This window comes from Ketobacter alkanivorans (genome assembly GCF_002863865.1).
GTDB lineage: Bacteria > Pseudomonadota > Gammaproteobacteria > Pseudomonadales > Ketobacteraceae > Ketobacter > Ketobacter alkanivorans.
In genome coordinates, this window is sequence record NZ_CP022684.1 from 1,248,544 (window position 1) to 1,269,101 (window position 20,558).

The 20,558-nt window shown below is 53.8% G+C and carries 16 protein-coding genes; 3 read left to right on the top strand and 13 right to left on the bottom strand.

What is annotated here, in order from left to right:
• Positions 1–4 precede the first annotated feature (4 nt).
• Entirely contained in the window at positions 5–1,147 is a 1,143-nt protein-coding gene (locus Kalk_RS05285; RefSeq protein WP_101893211.1) for a methyl-accepting chemotaxis protein, read from the bottom strand.
• Positions 1,148–1,501: 354 nt separating this feature from the next.
• On the opposite strand from Kalk_RS05285, the gene mltF reads away from it, so the two are divergent.
• Positions 1,502–2,932 carry a membrane-bound lytic murein transglycosylase MltF gene (gene mltF, locus Kalk_RS05290; RefSeq protein ID WP_101893212.1) on the top strand — a complete coding sequence of 477 codons (1,431 nt, stop codon included), beginning with the start codon at positions 1,502–1,504 and terminating at the stop codon, positions 2,930–2,932.
• Between the two features lie 18 nt (positions 2,933–2,950).
• Here mltF and Kalk_RS05295 read toward each other — a convergent pair whose 3' ends face one another.
• The 8 genes from Kalk_RS05295 to guaB all read right to left on the bottom strand — a co-directional run bounded on the left by Kalk_RS05295 (position 2,951) and on the right by guaB (position 12,221).
• Positions 2,951–4,690 (bottom strand): SulP family inorganic anion transporter, encoded by a 1,740-nt coding sequence (locus Kalk_RS05295; protein ID WP_101893213.1) that lies wholly within the window; start codon positions 4,688–4,690, stop codon positions 2,951–2,953.
• Between the two features lie 15 nt (positions 4,691–4,705).
• On the bottom strand, positions 4,706–5,290 hold the full coding sequence (locus Kalk_RS05300) for a lipid-binding SYLF domain-containing protein (RefSeq protein ID WP_101893214.1): 585 nt from the start codon (positions 5,288–5,290) through the stop codon (positions 4,706–4,708).
• A 38-nt stretch (positions 5,291–5,328) separates the two neighbouring features.
• A complete protein-coding gene (gene tadA, locus Kalk_RS05305; RefSeq protein ID WP_199768014.1) occupies positions 5,329–5,832 on the bottom strand; it encodes a tRNA adenosine(34) deaminase TadA in 504 nt (167 codons plus the stop codon).
• Positions 5,833–5,955: 123 nt separating this feature from the next.
• On the bottom strand, positions 5,956–6,558 hold the full coding sequence (locus tag Kalk_RS05310; protein WP_101893215.1) for a DUF488 domain-containing protein: 603 nt from the start codon (positions 6,556–6,558) through the stop codon (positions 5,956–5,958).
• Positions 6,559–6,773: 215 nt separating this feature from the next.
• Positions 6,774–8,186, bottom strand: coding sequence for a cardiolipin synthase (gene cls / locus Kalk_RS05315; protein WP_199768015.1), 1,413 nt, complete (start codon positions 8,184–8,186; stop codon positions 6,774–6,776).
• A 78-nt stretch (positions 8,187–8,264) separates the two neighbouring features.
• Positions 8,265–8,702 carry a potassium channel family protein gene (locus Kalk_RS05320; RefSeq protein WP_101893217.1) on the bottom strand — a complete coding sequence of 146 codons (438 nt, stop codon included), beginning with the start codon at positions 8,700–8,702 and terminating at the stop codon, positions 8,265–8,267.
• A 382-nt stretch (positions 8,703–9,084) separates the two neighbouring features.
• Complete coding sequence (gene guaA / locus Kalk_RS05325) at positions 9,085–10,650, bottom strand: glutamine-hydrolyzing GMP synthase (protein ID WP_101893218.1); 1,566 nt, start codon at positions 10,648–10,650, stop codon at positions 9,085–9,087.
• A 104-nt stretch (positions 10,651–10,754) separates the two neighbouring features.
• Positions 10,755–12,221, bottom strand: coding sequence for an IMP dehydrogenase (gene guaB, locus Kalk_RS05330; RefSeq protein WP_101893219.1), 1,467 nt, complete (start codon positions 12,219–12,221; stop codon positions 10,755–10,757).
• A gap of 346 nt (positions 12,222–12,567) precedes the next feature.
• On the opposite strand from guaB, the gene Kalk_RS05335 reads away from it, so the two are divergent.
• A complete protein-coding gene (locus tag Kalk_RS05335; protein WP_101893220.1) occupies positions 12,568–13,404 on the top strand; it encodes an acetoacetate decarboxylase family protein in 837 nt (278 codons plus the stop codon).
• Here the strand turns inward: Kalk_RS05335 and Kalk_RS05340 are convergent.
• On the bottom strand, positions 13,401–15,167 hold the full coding sequence (locus Kalk_RS05340; protein WP_158643319.1) for a GspE/PulE family protein: 1,767 nt from the start codon (positions 15,165–15,167) through the stop codon (positions 13,401–13,403). The two genes, Kalk_RS05335 and Kalk_RS05340, sit on opposite strands and share 4 nt — an antisense overlap.
• Before the next feature lie 186 nt (positions 15,168–15,353).
• Between Kalk_RS05340 and Kalk_RS05345 the strand changes: the two genes are divergently transcribed.
• Positions 15,354–16,172: an acetoacetate decarboxylase family protein gene (locus tag Kalk_RS05345; RefSeq protein WP_101893222.1), complete on the top strand. Its 819-nt coding sequence runs from the start codon at positions 15,354–15,356 to the stop codon at positions 16,170–16,172.
• On the opposite strand, the gene Kalk_RS05350 is transcribed toward Kalk_RS05345, so the two are convergent.
• From Kalk_RS05350 to Kalk_RS05360, 3 genes are all read right to left on the bottom strand, one after another.
• Positions 16,169–18,376: an AsmA family protein gene (locus Kalk_RS05350; RefSeq protein WP_101893223.1), complete on the bottom strand. Its 2,208-nt coding sequence runs from the start codon at positions 18,374–18,376 to the stop codon at positions 16,169–16,171. The two genes, Kalk_RS05345 and Kalk_RS05350, sit on opposite strands and share 4 nt — an antisense overlap.
• Before the next feature lie 88 nt (positions 18,377–18,464).
• Positions 18,465–19,514, bottom strand: coding sequence for a hypothetical protein (locus Kalk_RS05355; RefSeq protein WP_101893224.1), 1,050 nt, complete (start codon positions 19,512–19,514; stop codon positions 18,465–18,467).
• A 106-nt stretch (positions 19,515–19,620) separates the two neighbouring features.
• The gene (locus tag Kalk_RS05360) at positions 19,621–20,532 is read right to left on the bottom strand and encodes a LysR family transcriptional regulator (protein WP_101893225.1); all 912 of its coding nucleotides are present in this window, start codon (positions 20,530–20,532) and stop codon (positions 19,621–19,623) included.
• Positions 20,533–20,558: the final 26 nt, after the last annotated feature.

Sequence of the window (20,558 nt, forward strand, 5' to 3'; positions counted from 1 at the left end):
AGGCCTAGCTTACGTAACGGTTGACGATATTTTCCAGCTCGTGAGCGGTACTTTCAATTTCCTGCTTCAAACGACCCAGCTGCTTGCCCTGATTGTCGTTTCTGGAGGCGGAATCGCCCATGCCACGCAGGGTGCGGTTGATGGCATCCGCTGCCGCCGTTTGCTGTTCAACTGCAGCGGCGATCTGTTCATTCATGGAACTGATTGACCCTATGGCACCGGTAATAGCTTGCAAGGATTCACCCGCTTTTTGGGCTTGCTCCACACTCAACTCGGCCTGTCTACGGCCCTCGGCCATCACCCCCACTGCATTCTTGGAACCATCCTGCAGACGGGCAATCATGTCGTTAATTTCCTGGGTTGCTTCCTGTGTGCGCTGGGCCAGGGTACGTACTTCGTCCGCCACTACCGCAAAGCCTCGGCCCTGCTCTCCGGCCCTTGCTGCCTCGATTGCAGCGTTCAACGCCAGCAGGTTGGTTTGATCGGCGATACCACGAATGACTTCCAGAATCGCACCGATGGACTCGGTATCCGCCTCCAGTTTCTGGATGGCAGTGGCCGCCCGCTCTACCTCATCCGCCAGAGAATGAATCGAGCCGGTGACGCTATTCACCACGTTCTGGCCACTATCGGCCTCTCTGCTGGCATCCCGCGCCGCCTGAGCAGCCGTGGTCGCATTCTGGGAGGCATCATGTACTGCCGCGCTCATAGACGATATGGCATCGAGCACTTCCTGTATTTCTCTATCAAAGCTGGAGTTTCCGCCTGACGACAACTTGTTAAGCTCTCGGCTCATGACCTTGATACGATCAAGGTTGCCGGAAACCCGCTCAAATACTTCCTGAAAGTGGCCCATCAAACCGTTGATCGAATCCATCACCGGGCTCGGTGATTCGCTTTGCAGGCGATCATCCAGGCGCTTATTACCATCAATAACACCCTGCATAAAGCCGATCAGCTGCTCATCGCCAGAGTTGCCTCCTCGGCTCATCGCAGCGGCTATACCTGCCGCAACCAGGGCCACTATCACCCCGCCACCGACTGCAGACATCATGCCTTCAGATCCGGACACAGCCCAAGCCAGATAACCCACCTGCAAAACCCCGAACACACCCAGAGCACCCATCAATCGCACATTGGCTACCATCGCTTTGCCGCCTCTCGCCGCTTTAAAAAGTCACTTCAATAAAGCGTAGGCAAGTTTGGGGGATGCTGCAAAAAAAGCAGAGTGCTAAATACATCACATTTAAATTCACTATTTGTATATAAAAGCGCCTTTTTATGCGATCTGTTACACATTGAAATCGACTTTAACGCGGGATAACGATATAATTCGTTCACTTTTTATACAAATTTTGACTGTTAAACGCACACCATTGCAGCAAGCACCTCAGTCTAAACAAGGCATGTTTTGATGAGGTTTGACTCATATTTAGGATAATTCGGCACAAGGATTACAGGCACTTACCGCCTGAACAGGGATTCCGCAAAGAACTGAACTATGGCTACAATTACATGGCTGATAAGAACAATCATGGGCGCAGCGCTGGCAGCAGGGTTCCTGCTGGTACCTGCCTGCCAGCCCGCACTACCCCTGCTGGAACGGGTTCAGCAAGAGGGGGAGTTGATTGTGGCCACCCAGGAAGGCCCTACCACTTATTATCGTGAGCTGGATCGGGAAACCGGCTTCGAGTTCGAATTGGCGCAAGCGTACGCCAACTATCTCGGGGTTAAGCTCAAAGTTCGCACCTACAGTGATCTGGGGGAACTGCTGGGCGCTGTACGCCGAGGCGAAGTACACATGGCAGCAGCAGGCCTCACCGTTACCCAGCGCCGCAGCCGTGAGTTCCGTTTTTCATCCCCTTATCAGCAAATCACCCAGCAGCTGATTTACCACTCAGATCACAGCCGCCCGGCCTCCGTTGACGAGCTGATCGGTAAAAAACTGGTGGTGATCGCCAGCAGCAGCCACTCCGAAAACCTGGCTCAACTACAGCAATCGCACCCCGAACTAACCTGGGAAGAAAAATCCAACAGCTCAGCGCTGGCCCTTCTCAACATGGTGAACGATGGCCAGGCAGACTATGTGGTGCTTGATTCCAACGTATTCAACACCTACCGTTCCGTGTTCCCTGAGCTTAGAAACGCATTTGAACTCAAAAACCCGGAGCCGTTGGCCTGGGCTTTCTCCGGCAGCACCGATGGCTCGCTGTTCACCTCTGCGGAGATGTTTTTCAATCAGGTTAACGAAAGCGGCGCGCTGGAAGAATTGCGCATCCGTTTCTTTGGCCACCGACAATTCGACTATGTCGGTGCTCGCACGTTTCTGTCTCACCTGGATTCACGCCTGGTGCGTTATGAAGACACATTCAAAAACGTTGCCAAAGAGCTGAATATGGACTGGCGACTGCTGGCGGCCATTGGCTATCAGGAATCCCTTTGGAATCCAAACGCCATCTCCCCGACCGGGGTGCGCGGCCTGATGATGCTGACACGTCGCACCGCCAAAGAGATGGGCGTTCAGAATCGTCGTGATGCAGAGCAAAGCATTATTGGGGGCGCGCACTATTTTAAAAAGCTGTACAACCGTTTGCCCATCGACATTGATGAACCCAACCGCACCTGGTTTGCGCTGGCGGCCTACAATGTGGGTTATGGCCACCTGATGGATGCGCGTCGCCTGGCCAAGCTCGACGGACAGGATCCTAACAACTGGTTTGATGTACGTGAAAAGCTGCCGCTGTTGTTACGACGTGAACACTACTCCAAGACACGCCACGGTTACGCCCGCTCAGGGGCGCAATCGGTTCTCTACGTGCGCAATATCCGCCGCTACTATGATTCACTGGTTTGGGCCACAGAGCGCGACTACCACCGTTACACCCCAACGCCCCAAAGTGTTGTAGCCATGCGCATGGCGCTGGTGCACTAACGGCTATTCTGCCGCCAACTATTCGGCAGCCAGTGTCCGGCGTGCCAATTCAGGGTCAATGCTCGCCACTGCATCAAACTGCGTCAGGTGAACCTTGCCGGTAAGCTCATCCAGAAAGGTCGAGCGCTTTAACTGATCCATGATCGGCCCTTTCACCTCAGAAAGGTGAAGGGTGATCCCACCATCCCGCAACCGATGATTGATTTCACGCAAACTTTCCAGAGCCGTCGCATCGACGGTATTCACCGCCGGACATTCTAAAATAACGTGTTTAACCGCTGGGTTAGCGGCAACCGCATTATTGATCGTATCCTCAAGGAAGCGAGCGTTGGGAAAATAGAAACTGGCATCCACTCGCAGCGACACAATATCAGGCGATGTTACCACCTGATGACGCTCCACATTGCGAAAGTGCATGGTGCCGGGGATCTGCCCAACCACTGCCACATGCGGCTTGGAGGTTTTATAGAGATGCAAAAAAATGGAAACACCCACACCCACCAGCAAGCCTACCTCAACCCCCTGAATCAACGTCATGACTATGGTCGACGCCATGGCGGCACCATCCGCTTTGGAGTAATGCCAAACCTGTTTGAACGTCGCCAAATCAACCAGCGACACAACAGCAACAATAATAATGGCCGCCAACGTTGCCTTGGGTAAAAAGAATAACAGAGGCGTGAGAAGCAATGCAGCCAGCGCAATACCCAGCGCCGTGAATGCACCGGCGGCTGGGGTCTCTGCTCCGGCCTCAAAATTCACCACAGAGCGGGACAGGCCTCCGGTGACCGGGAAACCACCGGACAGACCAGCACCGATATTGGCAGCGCCCAACGCAATCAGCTCCTGATCGGGATCGATCCTCTGACGCTTCTTAGCCGCAAGAGTTAACGCCACCGAAACCGACTCGACGTAACCCACAACCGCAATCAGCAATGCTGGCACCAGCAGCGCAGCCCATAAATCAGCATCAAATCCGGGTATGCTCAACCTGGGCAGGCCATCAGGCACCACACCAACAATACTGACCCCATAATCCGCCAGCCCAAAATGCCAGGTCACTAAAGTCGTGATGGCAATGGTCAGTACTGGCCCGACTTTCGCGGCCAGATCTGCAGATCGCAGGCTGAGGCCCAGCCAACACAGCAAGGGCTTAAGCCCCTTGCGTGACCAAAACAGAAAGGCGAGTGAAACCATGCCCATCACAGCAGTATATAAATTGGCGTTGGTCAGATTTGGCAACATGGAATGCACGATACCCACAAAACTTTCACCGTGAGCCTTTATGCCTAAGATAGGTGCCAATTGCCCGGTGGCAATCTGTATACCCGATGCTGTAATAAACCCGGAGATCACCGGATGGCTTAAAAAGTTCGCCAAAAAACCCAAACGCAGAAACCCCATCAACAACAGCATCAGACCAGAGATAACAGCCAATGCAATGGCTGCGGTCAGATACTCAGGGGTTCCCGGTGTGGCAACATTTGCCACCGCCACTGCGGTCATCAGGCTGACAACGGCAACCGGCCCAACCGCCAGCGCCCGCGACGTTCCAAAAATGGCGTAGAGTATCAATGGTGCCATGGAGGCGTACAAACCCACCTGCATCGGCAACCCTGCTAGCAGAGCGTACGCTAACGACTGGGGAATCAGCATGACCGTCACAATGCAGGCAACCATCACATCGTTTGCCAGCGTCTTACGTGAATAGTCAGCGCCCCAGATCAGAATGGGAAAGTATTTTTGTAAGCTCTTCATGATAAAACCGAGCTTTTAGTCATCCTTAAGCTTAATGGGTGCTACGCGAATAATAGCGGCCGTTGCAGTGGCCGACACCCCGGCATCGGTGATGAAGTGAAGGGTATAGCCTTTTTCATCCGCCATATCCCCGGTGCCCGATCCGCCTGCAGCACCGGCGTCCCCCATCTTGGCTGCAGCTTCGGCACCCACCTGGGCTTCCCATTCTCCATCGATGAAATCCTTGAACTTGGCCTCATCCTGAAAAATCATTACCGGCCGTACACTTCTTGCACCCCAACCTCCACCAATATCGAAGCGCACCATTCTTAGATAGGTTTTTTCTCCGGTTTTACGGTTGATACCAACGCCATAGCCACTGCCCGCACCAACAACGGGAACCTTGGTGATCTTGTTACTTGCGATCACATAACCTACTGAATTTTCGACCTGTTCTTTGGTGGCAGGCTCCTGCTTGTATAGGTCTGCCAGGGTACGTTTAACCAGCGCCTCCATCGTTTCGGCCTGTTCTGCTCCGGTGTCGCCGGGAATACTGGCGCAGCCGGATAAAATGACGCTCATAAATAGCAGACTGCAAACGGTGAATACTGATGATCTCATGGGAAACTCCATTTATGTGAAATATACGCGACTTGATGTTAAATCTTACTTTTGTGCTGACGCTTCAGCTGCCTACGCTGCTCGAAAAAACCACTCATCAACTGGCTGCACTCCTCTGCCAAACAACCACCTTGGTATTGCACGGAGTAATTAACAAAAGGCTGATCAAAAAAGCGTTGGGCACTGACCAGCGCACCGGCCTTGGGCTCTGTTGCCCCGAACACCACCCGATCTACCCGGGCGTGCAGAATGGCACCGGCACACATGGTACAGGGCTCAACGGTAACATAAAGTGTGGAACCGGGAATGCGGTAGTTGCGCTCATTGGCACAGGCCTGACGCAGGGCAACGATTTCTGCGTGGGAGGTAGGATCACAGGCAGCGATGGGGTGGTTGTAGCCTTCCCCCAACACCTGATCATCCCGTACGATCACAGCACCTACGGGAACCTCATGTTCCGAGGCGGCTTGACGAGCCAATTCCAACGCATACTGCATCCAATGAATATCACGCCGGTGAAATTCCACCGTATCCCCCCCCATGCAAGCCCCTCATGAACCGTTACTGATCTATCTCACCAGTATAACGGATCGAGTGCTCACGGTGATAGAACGCCCATTTACAGGGCTTTCCACTCGATGACAGTGGCTTTAGCCCCGCTGGCTTTAAGGTCTGCGGTACGCTTTCTGCTTAGATTGCGCCCGGCACCCCAGTTCGGCCTGCTGTTCCGGGGTGGCAAACAAATCCCCTGCCAAGCCATGCACGTCGGCCATGCGCTGTTCCATCTGCGGCTGCCATTCCAGCTCGCCATCATGAGTAATGTGTGCCACATCCAAACCCAAGCGGCGCTTTAAATCAAAGCCGACCAACAAACTGCGATGACAATCCGCCGGATCTTTCTCTGCGCACATCAATGCGATGCACAGGCCTTTCTCTATACCATGCAGCAGGCGCTCAACACCTTGCTGATACAGCGAGGATTCGGCCAAGCGATCGAACTGAACCTGACCACTGGCATCGTAATGCTGATCCTCTTTAGAGCGAGGGCCCAGCTCTTGGCCGAGGTATACGTAATGAATACCATGCTGTTTGAGCGTGCTGGCCAAGGCATCTTGATGGTAATCGTGAAACGCTTTGCTGAACGGCACAGAGCGCACATCGGCCACCGCATTGATACCGTACTTCTCGAGCTGAGCGAGAAAGGTATCAATGGGTTTGGTGGCATAGCCGATGCTGTAGAGAGTATGTCCGGTTGTGGCCTGTCTCATTCCCACTCGATTGTAAACGGGCCACTTTTACATATTAATATCAATAGCTTAATTATGGAGATCAGTGGTAGTACCATGGAAAATCCCTGGAAATCTGAAGTTGCAGTATGCTGTATTCCGCAATTGACTTGCGTTTAAGGCTGTAAGGTTTCTTTGTAAAAATAAGAGGGGGGCAGAGTTCTGCCCTCACTTTTGTAAATAGCTTTTCTTGTTTTTTAGAGCACCGGTGCGGCTAGCCGGGAAAGCTTAACTCCGACCCACCACCAGAGTGGTCGGTCTTTGAGTCGTTCGGGATCTATTATCTCGGCATGCGCAAAATCTGCCTCGAACATCGCTTCCATTTCTTGAGCGAATTCCCGATCGACGATCACCGAGGTCACCTCAAAATTCAGGCGGAAGGATCTATTATCAAAATTAGGCGTGCCGACGGTCGACAGCTCATCATCGACGAGGAGCACCTTCTCATGAAGAAAGCCCGGCTTGTATTCATAGAACTTGATGCCGAGGCCACGCAATTGCTCAATGTAATGAAATGCCGCCAGGTAAACCGGCAGGCTGTCCGGCTTGCCCGTGGTGATGATACGAACATCCACCCCGCGCAGGGCTGCCAGCTGCAGCGCCTTCATTACGGCCGGGTCGGGAACAAAGTACGGTGCGGACAACCAGATGCGCTTTTTTGCAGTATTTAGCGCGGTCACGAAAAATAGCGACGCGGTTTCAAAATCATCGGCGGGCCCGAACGGAAAAATCAGCGCTTTCCTGTCATGCCCTTCAACTACTTCAGGTGACCAGTTTACCTCAGGGAACTGGCGGGTAGCCCAGTACCAATCGCCCAGAGTGATCATTTGCAACTGCAGAACCACAGGTCCCTCGAGCCTTACATGGGTATCACGCCAGGGGGTGAAGTCGGGATCAAGGCCCAGGTATTCGTCGCCAACATTGTGCCCTCCTACCCATCCCACTTTTCCATCAACGACAACCATCTTGCGGTGGTTGCGAAAGTTAAGCTGAAAACGGTTATGCGCTCCCTGCGTGGGTTTGAAGGAGCTGGTTTCAATACCTGCAGCACGAAGCTCCTCGGTATACTTCGCCGGTAGTCCACTACTGCCAACCTCATCATACAGGACATAAACACGTACGCCTGCCTGTGCGCGCTCGATCAGAGCGTCCTTTACTCGCCGCCCAAGGCCGTCATCATGGAACATGTAGAACTGGAATAGAATATATTGTTCAGCCTTGGCGACACCAGCGAGAATGCTGTCGAAGGTCGCATCACCGTTGATCAGCAGATCGACACGGTTACCCCGCGTTAGTTGCATACCAGAGAGTCGCGTCATAGCGGCATGCCAGGACGGCCCTTCGCCCGGAGGGATTTCCCATGGATCCAGTTCAGACTGTATATCAGCCAATAGACGCTCGAACTCGTCACGTCGGCTTTCGAAAGCATCTGACATGCCTTCGAATTTGCTTCGCCCGAGCACGAGATAGGCAGGTACCGCCACGAATGGAAAGGATACCAGGGAAACCGACCAGGCGACGGCACCCTGTGCGGTACGTACTTTCATGGCGGCTTCAACGGCGAACACGATGCCGGAAATATAGAAGGCGGCTACGATCGCGGCAATCATTCTCTTTCTCCTCGGGGTCATCGTCTGGAGTTCTTTATTATTGCATATGCAAAATCGTACGCTGACTGCTTACTTGCACTATTCTTTTGATTCGTCGCCATGCGAAGACTCTGTATGATCAACTGATTGTTCAATGATCCCGGCAAGCTTTTTCTTCACCTCTTTTTTACGTTGCTTTCTATCTTTCGACGCTTTCTTGTCAGCCATAATGACTGATACAATTTTTGTTATCACTGCCGCGAAGATACCCACACTCAGCAAGGTATAGATAATGGTAAACCCCTTGGAGAGATCGGTGGTAGGAGTGATATCACCATACCCAACAGTAGACATTGTCATTACGCAAAAGTAAAGCGAATCGAGAACGCCCCACCCTTCGACATGCCAGTAGAAATACGTTCCACCTCCGAGCAATGTCAGCAGGATAAACATCAGAATGCGAAATTCTTCATCAGATCTCACACCATGCAAGATCGCACGCATCAGTTTGTAGAGATTAAAGAAGAAAGTCGTCATGGGTTCTTCCTTCGATGACAATCGATAAATGATTACCTGTTATCACCTGGCTGCTGGTTACGACGCCTGTGCATTAACTGATAGCAATAAAAGGTGCCGGATGGATTAAACTATTTTTAACAACGCGAAATGGTTAATTAACAATCCCTCCGACACCTTCAACACTAATTACATGTGCTGCAATCGATAACAGGTCACTGCATGTCCGGTCCAGCTTATGTCCTCTTACCAGTCACATCTGAAAAGCAATGGAGCAATTGCATGAGCATTATACCTCACTGGTGGAACATGCAGCGCTCCCCCCAATGCCGCCGATTACCTCGATGACGCCCGTCGCAATTAAGTATGCAGCCAGGAACAGCGTAAGGGTGGCCAGTGCCGGTCATTCCCACTCAATGGTAGCGGGCGGTTTAGAGGAGATGTCATAGGTCACCCGTGAAATTCCGGGGATTTCCTGAATGATGCGTGCGGATACTTTTTCCAGCAGCTCATACGGGAGGTGGGCCCAACGAGCTGTCATAAAATCGATGGTTTCCACGGCACGGATGGCCACCACGTATTCATAGCGGCGGCCATCGCCGGTTACACCGACGGATTTTACTGGCAGAAACACGGCAAAAGCCTGGCTCACTTTGTGGTACCAGTCAGCCTTGTGCAGTTCTTCGATGAAGATGTGGTCGGCTTCCCGCAGGATGTCGGCGTATTCTTTTTTCACTTCACCCAGGATGCGCACCCCCAGGCCGGGGCCTGGGAAGGGGTGGCGGTAGACCATGTCATAAGGCAGGCCTAACTCCAGGCCGATCTTGCGCACTTCATCTTTAAACAGCTCCCGCAGAGGCTCTACCAATTGCATCTTCATGTGCTCTGGCAAACCACCCACATTATGGTGGGACTTGATTACGTGCGCTTTGCCGGTCTTGGAACCGGCAGATTCAATCACATCCGGATAGATGGTGCCTTGGGCCAGCCATTTGATCTCGTTAAGTTTGCTGCTTTCTGCATCGAACACGTCAATGAACGCGTTACCGATGATTTTGCGCTTCTCTTCGGGATCGCTTTTACCTGCCAGTTTGCCCAAGAACAGATCCTCGGCATCCACGCGGATCACGCGAATCCCCATATGCTTGGCAAACATTTCCATAACCTGATCACCCTCTTTCAGGCGCAACAGACCGTTGTCTACAAATACGCAGGTGAGCTTGTCGCCGATGGCTTTGTGCAGTAAAGCTGCCACCACCGAGGAATCCACTCCGCCGGACAGCCCCAGCAGTATTTCATCGTCGCCAACCTGATCACGCACTCGGGCAATCATATCGTCAATGATGTTACCGGGGGTCCACAGGGCATCGCAGCCGCAGATTTCGCGCACAAAGCGCTTCAGAATTTCACCACCCTGTTTGGTGTGGGTCACTTCCGGGTGGAATTGCACGCCATACAGGCCTTGTTTTTCGTTGGCCATGGCCGCAATGGGGGCGCTTGCGGTTTCGGCAATACAGGTAAAACCGGGCGGCAACTCGACGACTTTGTCGCCATGGCTCATCCACACATCCAGTTTTTTGTCGCCAGCGTGATCATCCAGCCCTTCCAGCAGTTTGTTGGAGCCTTTAATGTGGACTTCGGCATAGCCAAACTCACGATGATCGGAGCTGGCCACTTTGCCGCCGAATTGGGCCGCCATGGTTTGCATGCCGTAGCAGATACCCAGCACCGGCACCCCTAAGTCGAAAACTTCCTGAGCCGCTCTTGGCGTGTTTTCGCCGACTACCGATTCAGGGCCACCCGACAGGATCACACCCTGGGGTGCAAAACGTTTGATTTCTGCCGGGTCAGCATCGCATGCCCACAACTCGCAGTAGACACCGATCTCACGAACACGGCGGGCGATCAACTGGGTGTATTGAGAACCAAAATCCAGGATGAGTATGCGCTGGGCATGAATGTCGGTCATGTGCTTGGGATTCCGTTGTATGGCTGTTTAAAACTGAAAGGCCAGCCGCCCGTTGGCGGGTTCGGCTGGCCCTGCTTGTAGTCTGATACCTGCTACCTACCCGATCACGAGCGGTAGTTGGGTGCCTCTTTGGTAATGGTTACATCGTGCACATGGCTTTCTTTCATGCCTGCGCCGGTAACGCGTACAAAAGTGGGTTTGGTGCGCATCTCTTCGATGGTAGCGCAGCCGGTGTAGCCCATGCTGGCTCGAACACCACCCACCAATTGCAGCACGATCGCTGAAATGGGGCCTTTGTAAGGCACACGGCCTTCAATGCCTTCGGGCACCAGTTTTTCTACACCTTGAGAGGCATCCTGGAAATAACGATCGCTGGAGCCCTGGTTCTGGGCCATCGCCCCCAGGGAGCCCATGCCACGATACGCTTTGTAGTAGCGGCCTTGATACAGCTCTACCTCACCGGGTGCTTCCTCTGTTCCTGCCAGCAAACCACCTACCATGATAGCGTGGGCACCGGCGGCGATGGCCTTGGCTATATCGCCAGAGAAACGCACGCCACCATCGGCAATCACGGGCACTTCACGGCCTTTAAGGGCTTCGACCACGTTGGCGACGGCTGAAATCTGCGGTACACCGATTCCGGCAACAATGCGGGTGGTACAAATGGAACCTGGGCCGATACCGACTTTAACGCCATGGGCGCCTGCATCAGCAAGGGCCAGAGCGGCTTCCGCCGTGGCGATGTTACCGCCAATAACCTGCACGCCAGGATAGTTTTCCACCACCCAACGCACCCGATCAATCACGCCCTTGGAGTGACCGTGGGCTGTGTCCACCACCAGCACATCCACACCGGCCTCAACCAGGGCATGCACGCGTTCCTCTGTGCCTTCACCGGTACCGACGGCAGCACCGACTCGCAGGCGGCCTTGATCGTCTTTACAGGAATACGGGTAGGCTTCTGCTTTGAGGATGTCGGTATTGGTGACCATACCCTTGAGGCGGAATTCGTCATCCACCAGCAGGATCTTTTCGATACGGTACTTGTGCAGCAGGCCTTTGATGTCTTTGGTGCTGGTGCCCTCTTTCGCGGTAACCAGCTTTTCTTTAGGGGTCATGATGGCCGACACCGGCTGATCGAAACGGTCTTCAAAACGAAGATCACGGCTGGTTACGATGCCAACCAGCTGTTCGCCTTGCACCACTGGCACACCGGATATTTTATTAATCTGAGTAATTTCAATCAGTTTGCCAACGGTGGTGTCCGGCGAGACGGTAATGGGATCGCGCACTACGCCGCTTTCGTATTTCTTCACCACCCGTACCTGGCGAGCCTGTTCCTCGGCAGTCATGTTCTTGTGCAGAATACCGATGCCGCCTTCCTGAGCCATGCTGATGGCTAAACGGGATTCCGTGACGGTATCCATCGCCGCAGAAACCAGGGGTATATTCAAACAGATATCCCGAGTGAGACGGGTCTTCAGCTGCACATCCCTGGGCAGGATTTCGGAATAGCCGGGCAGAAGGAGTACATCATCAAATGTGAGCGCTTCCTGAGCAATACGTAGCATGCAGTGTCAGCCTTGTTGCAGGGGGAGAAATTAAACGCGCAATTATAGCAAAGCTGCATGGCTGTTGAAATACAGGAAATGTCTGCAACTTGGCGATTGATGAGAAATCCGCGCGACACACGAGCGCGGCGGTGGCCGGCTCCCTGCGTCGGGTTAGTGCTGAATTGGGGTTTGGCAGGCTGTAATTAACGGCCATCTGTGCCGAATTGGTAACAATTTGGCACAATATGACTCCAACTTGACCCCTGCAGCCTCTTATAGGATGCCCATTGATACGTATAATCGGGGGGCGCATTAATACAGTGATAAGCACAGCGTGGCAGATCTCAAAAAACCAAGGACGCCTATGCAGATTGATCCATTCTTTCAGGTACCACAGCACCCGATTCAGACCTCGATGGGCACTGTGAACCTGCCAGTTCTGTTTAAAGAAGGAGACTATTGCATTGCTTTGTTCACCGCACCACGCAAGCGGGTGGAAGCATTGCTTGAAGGCACCAGCTTTGCCCCGGCCATGACCCTAGGCCCTTTTGCTACCGTAGGCCTGGTTATGGCCAAACATTCCATATGCAGCGAGAAGCCTTATAGTGTCGCGAGCTTTGCGATTCCGGTTTCCCGCCTGCAGGGGTTTCAGCCAGTATCCCCCTGGCGCGAGCTGTTCTTTCGCCCGGACCAGCGCCACATGGGCTTTTATATGCTCAATAGTCAGGTGAACAATTTGCGCATGAGTGTGGCGGGCGCAGAGGTCTGGGGGCACCCCAAATGCACCTCGAACATTGAGCTTAACCTGGATAAAAGCCGTATGGATTGCCGGGTGGATTGCATGACCAAGGGCACTCACCTGATGCGTTTTTCCGGTAAAGGATTTCGCTTCTGGAGCATTCCTGCCATGGGCTTCAATTTGTTTTCCATCCGTGGCAATCAGGTGATTCGAGCAATACTGGAGGTTCGCAGCAGCTTCACCGTACACCTGCCCATCGGCTTCAAGCTGACCTTGGGGGATCAGGATCATCCGGTTATCAACCCCCTGCGAGAGCTGGGGCTGAATGGAAGGCGGCCTTTAGTGGTACTGAGCAGTAATCGCTTTCAGGGCCGTTTACACGAGGGTGTGGTAATAGAGGATCTGTCCAGCGACAACACTCTGCCACCCGCCCAGATAATGAGCTCCACCTTGCGCGTTTAGAGCCGCACCCGATACACCTCGGATAAGGGAATTTTACGGCTGCGGGCAACTTTCAGGGCGCTTTGGGTCAGCGGGGTCATACCATCCCGTACTGCTTGCTCTGCAATGGCGTCTGCCGATACCTGCTGCGACAGTAAACCCCTCAGCAGGGGCGTCATAACCAGCAGCTCGTAGACCGCCATGCGACCGCTTACGCCGGTGTTATGACACAGATCGCAGCCTCGCCCTTTATAGAATACTTCGTCTTCCGCCACCCCCAGCAGTTTGCGCACAGAGGGGTCGATGGCCTCCTCTGCCAGGCAGTGCACACAATTACAGCGCACCAGACGCTGGGCCAACACCCCGATGAGGGAGCTGTTGACCAAATAAGGTTCCACACCGATTTCGGTCAGGCGGGTTACCGTGGTGGCGGCATCATTGGTGTGCAGTGTGCTCAGCACCAGATGGCCTGTAAGGGCGCTTTCCACCGCCATCTTGGCGGTTTCCTCGTCACGGATCTCGCCCACCATAATCACATCCGGATCGTGGCGCAGAATATGTCGCAACGCTCGGGCGAAACTGTAACCGGTGTCGTGATTCACCTGTATCTGGGAAATGCCGTCTACATGATATTCCACCGGGTCTTCTACCGTGATGACGTTGACGTTGGTAGAGCGGATATGATCCAGGGCGGTATACAGGGTGGTGGACTTTCCGGAACCGGTGGGGCCGGTGACGAGGAAGATGCCATTGTTGCGGGTCAGCAGATGCCGTAACTCTTCCGCATCGCGACCATCAAAACCGAGCCCCTCAAGGCTCTTCAGGGCAAACTGCGTGTCCAGCAGACGGATCACAACGCTCTCGCCGTGAATCATGGGAATAATAGACAGCCGCAGATCCACGGTTTTGTCCAGATAATGAATTCTGGAGCGGCCATCCTGAGGCAGGCGATGTTCCGAGATGTCCATATTACCGACGATTTTGATGCGGCTTACCACCGCTGGCAGCAGCTTCTTGTTGAAAGAGCGAATATGCTGCATCACACCATCCACTCGAAAATAAAGCTCCACCACGCTCTCCCGCGGGCGAATGTGGATGTCCGAGGCACGACGCGCCATGGCATCGGAAATGACACTTTGCACCAACTGCACCACCGGACGCTCAGTGCCAAGCACTTCCTCGCTGTCGGCATCCAGGTGGAAGGGCTCATCGGAGGAGAATACCGCCAGATCATCCAGAGCGGACTGCATTTCCTGACCGCCATAATAGGAGCTGATGGCGTAGGCAATATCCTCCGAGGAGGCAATACAGAACTCCAGCACTTTACCGGTAATAAAGCGCAGCATGTTAATCAGCTCAGTGTCTGAAGGGTCGGTGACCGCCACCAATAAACGATCACTGTCCAGCAACACCGGCATCACCATGTGTTTACGGGCAAAGTGGCCCGGCACCACCGCCACGGCCTTGGGATCAACATCAAACTGACGCAGATTGACATAGGGAACCCCAAAGCGTTCGCACAACCCTCGCAACACGGCATCCCGGTTCAACACGCCCTGATCCACCAGAATTTCACCCAGCCGCTTGTGGCTGACGCTTTGCTCCCGCAGAGCACGGGTCAGCTGATCGGCGCTCAGCAACCCCAGCTCCTGCAGGATCTCACCCAGGGGGCGAGAGGTGAACTTGTAGAAGGATTGCTGGTGTTTGCGCAACTCTTCGGAATTGGATATGGGGTCGGAACAGCGACACTGGGGGCCGTGCTCCTTCTTTAGTGTTGCCATCATCGGGGTACTCTGCATTTCTAAAGACGGGGCCATTACAATAAGTATGGTTTAGATCCACAGAAAAACGAGGCTGGCTGCCACCCGCACTTGACCTGGGACAACCCCCCTCCCCATGAAGGGTTGTTAATGCGGGCCGCAAAGAGATAATGGCGGCCAATTCGGACAAATCCTACAATATATTGCCAGATGACTATGATAAGCCCGGCGTCAAAAATCCAAATCGACCCGTTTTTCCAGGTGCCGAGCTATGTCAAAGCAACGCGGTCGGGCAAGGTTCAACTGCCTGTACTGTATAAGGATTCCTCCTGTCTGCACGTTATTCTGAAGGTCAAAACCAGTCTGACCAAAAGTCTGTTAGTGGACTCCGGGCTGACACCGGCGCTCAAGATGGGCCAGCACACCCTGCTATCCCTAAGCGCTTTCGAGCACAGGCACAGCACCCTGGGAACCTATAGTGCGGTGCACCTAACCCTCCCATCCCTACGCAAAACCGGGTTTTATCGGCGCTCCGGCTGGCGCGAGCTGATTGCAAAAGGCGAGCAGCGTCATATGGCGTTTCTACTGCTGCAATCGGTAAACAACACCGCAGCGATAAATAACGCAGGCAAGGAGATTTGGGGGTTTCCCAAGCAGATGGCCAATATCGATATTGTATCCAACAGGCAGGTTATTGGTTTTGAAGTGAGGGATTCCGACAACCGCAAAACCATGCTGAGCTTCGGAGGCATGCCAAAAAAGATCATGCCCTTCCCCGCTTTTGATCTAACCCTGTATAGTCAGAACGAGCACGGGCTGCATAGAACCGTGATTAATGCGCGGGGGAAATACAACTTCCACCTGCCGTTGGGGTTTCGCATAGAGCTGGGGGATTCCGATTCCCCCTTGACCCGTACCCTGCGCCAACTGCAGATTGAGGATGCCCGCATCCTCAGTGTTCTCAACACACACAAATACCAAGCCCGCATGAACGAAGGTGTCCTGGTGGAATGCCTCGATGATCTTTAATTTTTGTTCAGCAATTTATCCAGTTTCTTCTGCAGCTTGCGTTTGACGCGATCCTCTTCCTCTTTGGCCTTTTCCTTTAACTCCAGCTCGAGCTGCTCTTGATCCTGGGCATCGAGGCCAACCTTATCGCCAATTTCTGCCGCGCTTTTATCCTTCAGTGCGTTAGAAGCAGCACCCCGCAGAATCGCCCCCATTTTCTTGGTGTCTGGGCGACACCAGTCTGCTGGAGATCCACTGAGCGCACCGGCGCAATGTACCGGCCAGCGGGTGCCTTTGAGGTATTTGTTGCGTTCAAGGGCCGATAGCACCACCCCGAAATCATAGTCGAACCCCTGATTCACCAGATCGACCTTACCGCTGGCATCAATGCCGCTCTCGCCGGTAAAGAATTCAAAGCGGGGCATGATCAAGTGGCCGTTTTCCAGCTTCGCGTTCGCCAACAGCTTGCTGATATCCGTATCCTTGCGCAGCTCTCTGGGCAAGTACTTTTGATATTGCGGCACCACCGATTCGAAGTTCCCTAGTTGCTCATGCAGGGCATCCACCACAATGCTGTTAAGGTTTACACCGTGCAGCACACCTTCATTAAGCTGAAGATTCATCTGGCCCAGCGCACTTTGCAGCAACCCATCCACGCTGTTACCGGTGGCTGTGGAGTTGACATCAAAAGAGGCTTTGCCCGACAGGAGGGCATCCTGCATAAAACGGGAGGACACACTGGTGAGTTCGACATCCTGCACTTTGAGAGAGGTGACCAGTTTGGGCAGATCGGTTTTGGCGTCAATAGTAACCTTGCCGTCCAACCGCCCCGCCAGCAACTGTGCCTGAATGGTGGATACGTCCACCACCCCGCGCTTGGCGCGGATGCGCAGCTCTATATCCCTGATCTCCTCTTGTTGTACGATCACACTGGTGGCGCGCAACCGTCCGCCTAAATCGAGGCTGCGCAACAGATCCAGCGGCAGCAGCTGCTCTGGCTCCTGGTTGGTTTGGGTTGTTGATGTGGGCTGCGCTTGCTGTGGCTCTGTGGCGGGAGGCAGGTAGTCATCCAGAATGATGCGATCCAGTAACACATCAAACTCCAACGCCTGGCTGGCGAAATCCGTTACCGCCAAAGAACCGGTTAAGGTACTTTGATCCAGTTTCAGCACCAAATCAGACACCGCAAGATGCTGTGCATTGCCATTGAACGACAGCGCCACTGACGCCTGTTTAAGCGCGGACTTGCTACTGGTTTCGGGTAACTGCACGGCAAACTGTTGCAACAGCTGAGGCAACTGCAAAGGTTGGGATTTGAGGGTACCACGGAAAGCAGGTGCGGTTGAAAGCGCCGCAGCAGAAACCTCGCCCGACAGCACACTATCGGCTAGTTGCACACGAGTCAGGTTAATGAGCGCCACATCCTTCGCCATATCCAGCTCAATAGCGGAATCCATCACAACCGCCAGCGGTGCATCCAGCAAGCCTTCAATATCCGCCTGTAACTGAAACGGCGAGATCCGATAAACCTGCTTTTGCAGATCCGGCAACAACTGGGTATCCAATACCAACTGTATCCTGGGCCCATCCACCTGCATCAGGCTGCCCTTCAACCGCACCACAATGGGCTCCGCCAGCTGCACGTTTTCCAGCTCCAGGCGATCAATAACCACCCCGATATCCGTACCACTGACAGCATCACGATAACGCAGGTTGGAATCCACTATACGAATCAGCGGAATGGAAAGCTCCGGCATGCTGCCGGCGGAGGATGATTCAGGCTTGGATTCAGATTGAGGATCGGACGAGGCAGGCGTCGTGCTGGTTTCAGAAGTCGTCGGTAACTGCCAGTTGGGGTGCCCCTGCTCATTCACCAGTAATTGCGCGTCCAGCCCCTCCAGCAGAAGCTGCTGCACCTTGAGCTGACGAGAAAACAACGGCATCAGCTCCACGCCTACCGCCAATTTACGCAGATTCAGAAAAGCGGATTGATCCGGCGCGGCAACCACAGACACCGCTTCGGACTGAAAGCCCAGTACCGGATAGAAGCTCCAGCTCAGCTCCCCATCAAGGGAAAGCTGATAACCGCTGGCATCTTCCACCAAGGCGCTGATCTGTGCTTTGAAATCGTTGGGATCGATAAAAAAGCGCAATACCACCACAGCAACCAGCAGTATTAATACCAACACTGCCAGCAGCAACCCAATCCACTTCAGCACACGCATTTGGGGTTTCCTTTAAAAAGAACGACCCCAATACACTATGCAAAGCGAGGCAATCACGCAAAAGATTTTGTGCAATTAACCGGTGGAATCAGTGCACCAGTACAGAAACCGGGACATCAACCCGATTGCCATCACGGGTGATTTGCACCACAGCGCCATGAATACCTGCAGGCAACTCAGCTCCGGTAAACGACACCCGCCAGCTGCCGGTGCCGTCAAACTCAAGATCCAGCCAACCGGTTTGCGCTGTACCATAGGCCACAACCATGGTCGGTGCGGTATCCGTTACGGCATTGCCATCCACCAATACTTGCTTAGGTGCCTGGGCCAAGCCATCGCCCTGATCAAACTCGAAAACCACCGGTGTTTGGATGCCCTCCACACGGTCTAGCGTAATGCGCGTTTCACCGAACTGACGGGCTACAATACCCAGGCCGGGGGAAAACCACATAGTGGTAGAGATCACAGGGAAGCGCTGCACCACCACAATCCCTTCCAGCAGCACGACATAATCAATATCCAGCGCTATCTCGACAGCGGGCACCATGCCCAGCTGCCCGGCATTGACCATGGACTTGGCAATCACTCGGGACTCCCAGTCATAGTCCACGGGTAGCGCTTCTCCAGTACTTAATTCTATTAGATCGGCTTTGGAAGCCGGGAACGTGTTTTGACCCGCATCGGTGGCATGATTGTAGAGACGCCTCAAAGTATGGAACTCGACTCGAGCTTCATAATCGGCGACTGAAGGTATAGAGATAGGAAAAACGAAACCGCCGTAACGAATTTCATCATCTGTTAGCTGAAAGTACTCTTCACTGGGCATGCTGGTGGACGTGTGCGTCATGGCAACCATACTGCGCGCGCGAATCGTGCGCCCGGTCTCGAACGTCACCTGATCACCATTGCTGTAATGCCAAATCACCCCCTCGGCGACAGGGAAGTACAGATTGCCGTCCAGCAGCACCGTAACAGGATCAACCGGATCAACTGGATCAACCGGGGTACCCGTATCGTCAGGTGTGTCCGTGCCACTGTCAGCGTTTCGTTCAACCGAAGAGGAGTTCGTGCCACCACCGCTACATGCGATCACCCCCATGATCAGCGGCAGCAACAAAAAGGCCTTCAAGTGATTCATTATGCATCCCTTTTATTCGTTATTTTTTGCGCATCCTGCCATAGCTTGACGGCGGATTCATTGGGAATTTTGTATCACTGGACAGACGGACACCTTTATAAAACCATTAAGAGCTGGCTCGAGCATGAAGCTTCATCACCTGTTGCCGCAGCCATAGATTGGCGGGGTCCTCCTGTACCGAAACATGCCAATACATATAACTGGCCACGGGCCGTAATTCGACCGGAATCGGCCATATTTTGAGATCATGATAATGCTGATTGCGAATGGCGTAGTTCTCCGGCACGGTGAGCAGCATTTCGGAATGAGCCACCGTACTGAGCGCCACAAAATAATTCTGACAACGCATGCCGATATTGCGGTGATACCCCAACCGCCCCAGCTCAAAATCCTCCACCACCGGGCCGCTGCGCCGGGAAGACACCACAATATGCCGCAGCTGCAGATACTTCTCCAGATCCAGCCCACCCTCTAAAAGTGGGTGCCGTTGGCGGGACACCACCACAAAATCGTCCTCCAGCAGCACCTCGTGCCGGATACTGGCTCCCACCGGCAGCAGCACATCAAACGCCAAATCCAGCCGCCCCGCAGCCAGCTCCGCCTCCATATCCCTGCGCGGAATTCGCACACTGGTGAACTGCATCAACGGCGCCTGAACCACCAACTCCGCCACCAGCTCAGGCAACAACACCGATTCCACCACGCCCCGCATCCCCAGCACCAACTGCTTGCTGTTGGTGGCTGGATCAAATGCCTGGGGGGTGGCCAGGGTAGTCTGCAAATGGCTCAGCGCCTCCCGCACCGGCTGGATGATAGAACGCACCAGCGGCGTGGGCACCATACGATTTCCTGCCCGCACAAATAGTTGATCGCCGTATACCTCCCGCAATCGGGCCAGCGCATGGCTTACCGCAGGCTGAGTCAGGCTGAGTTTGGTCGCCGCTCGGGTAATGGACTCCTCCCGATAGATCGCATCCAACACCACATACAGATTCAGATCCACCTTACCTATATGCACAGAATTAATACCTTTCCATTATTACT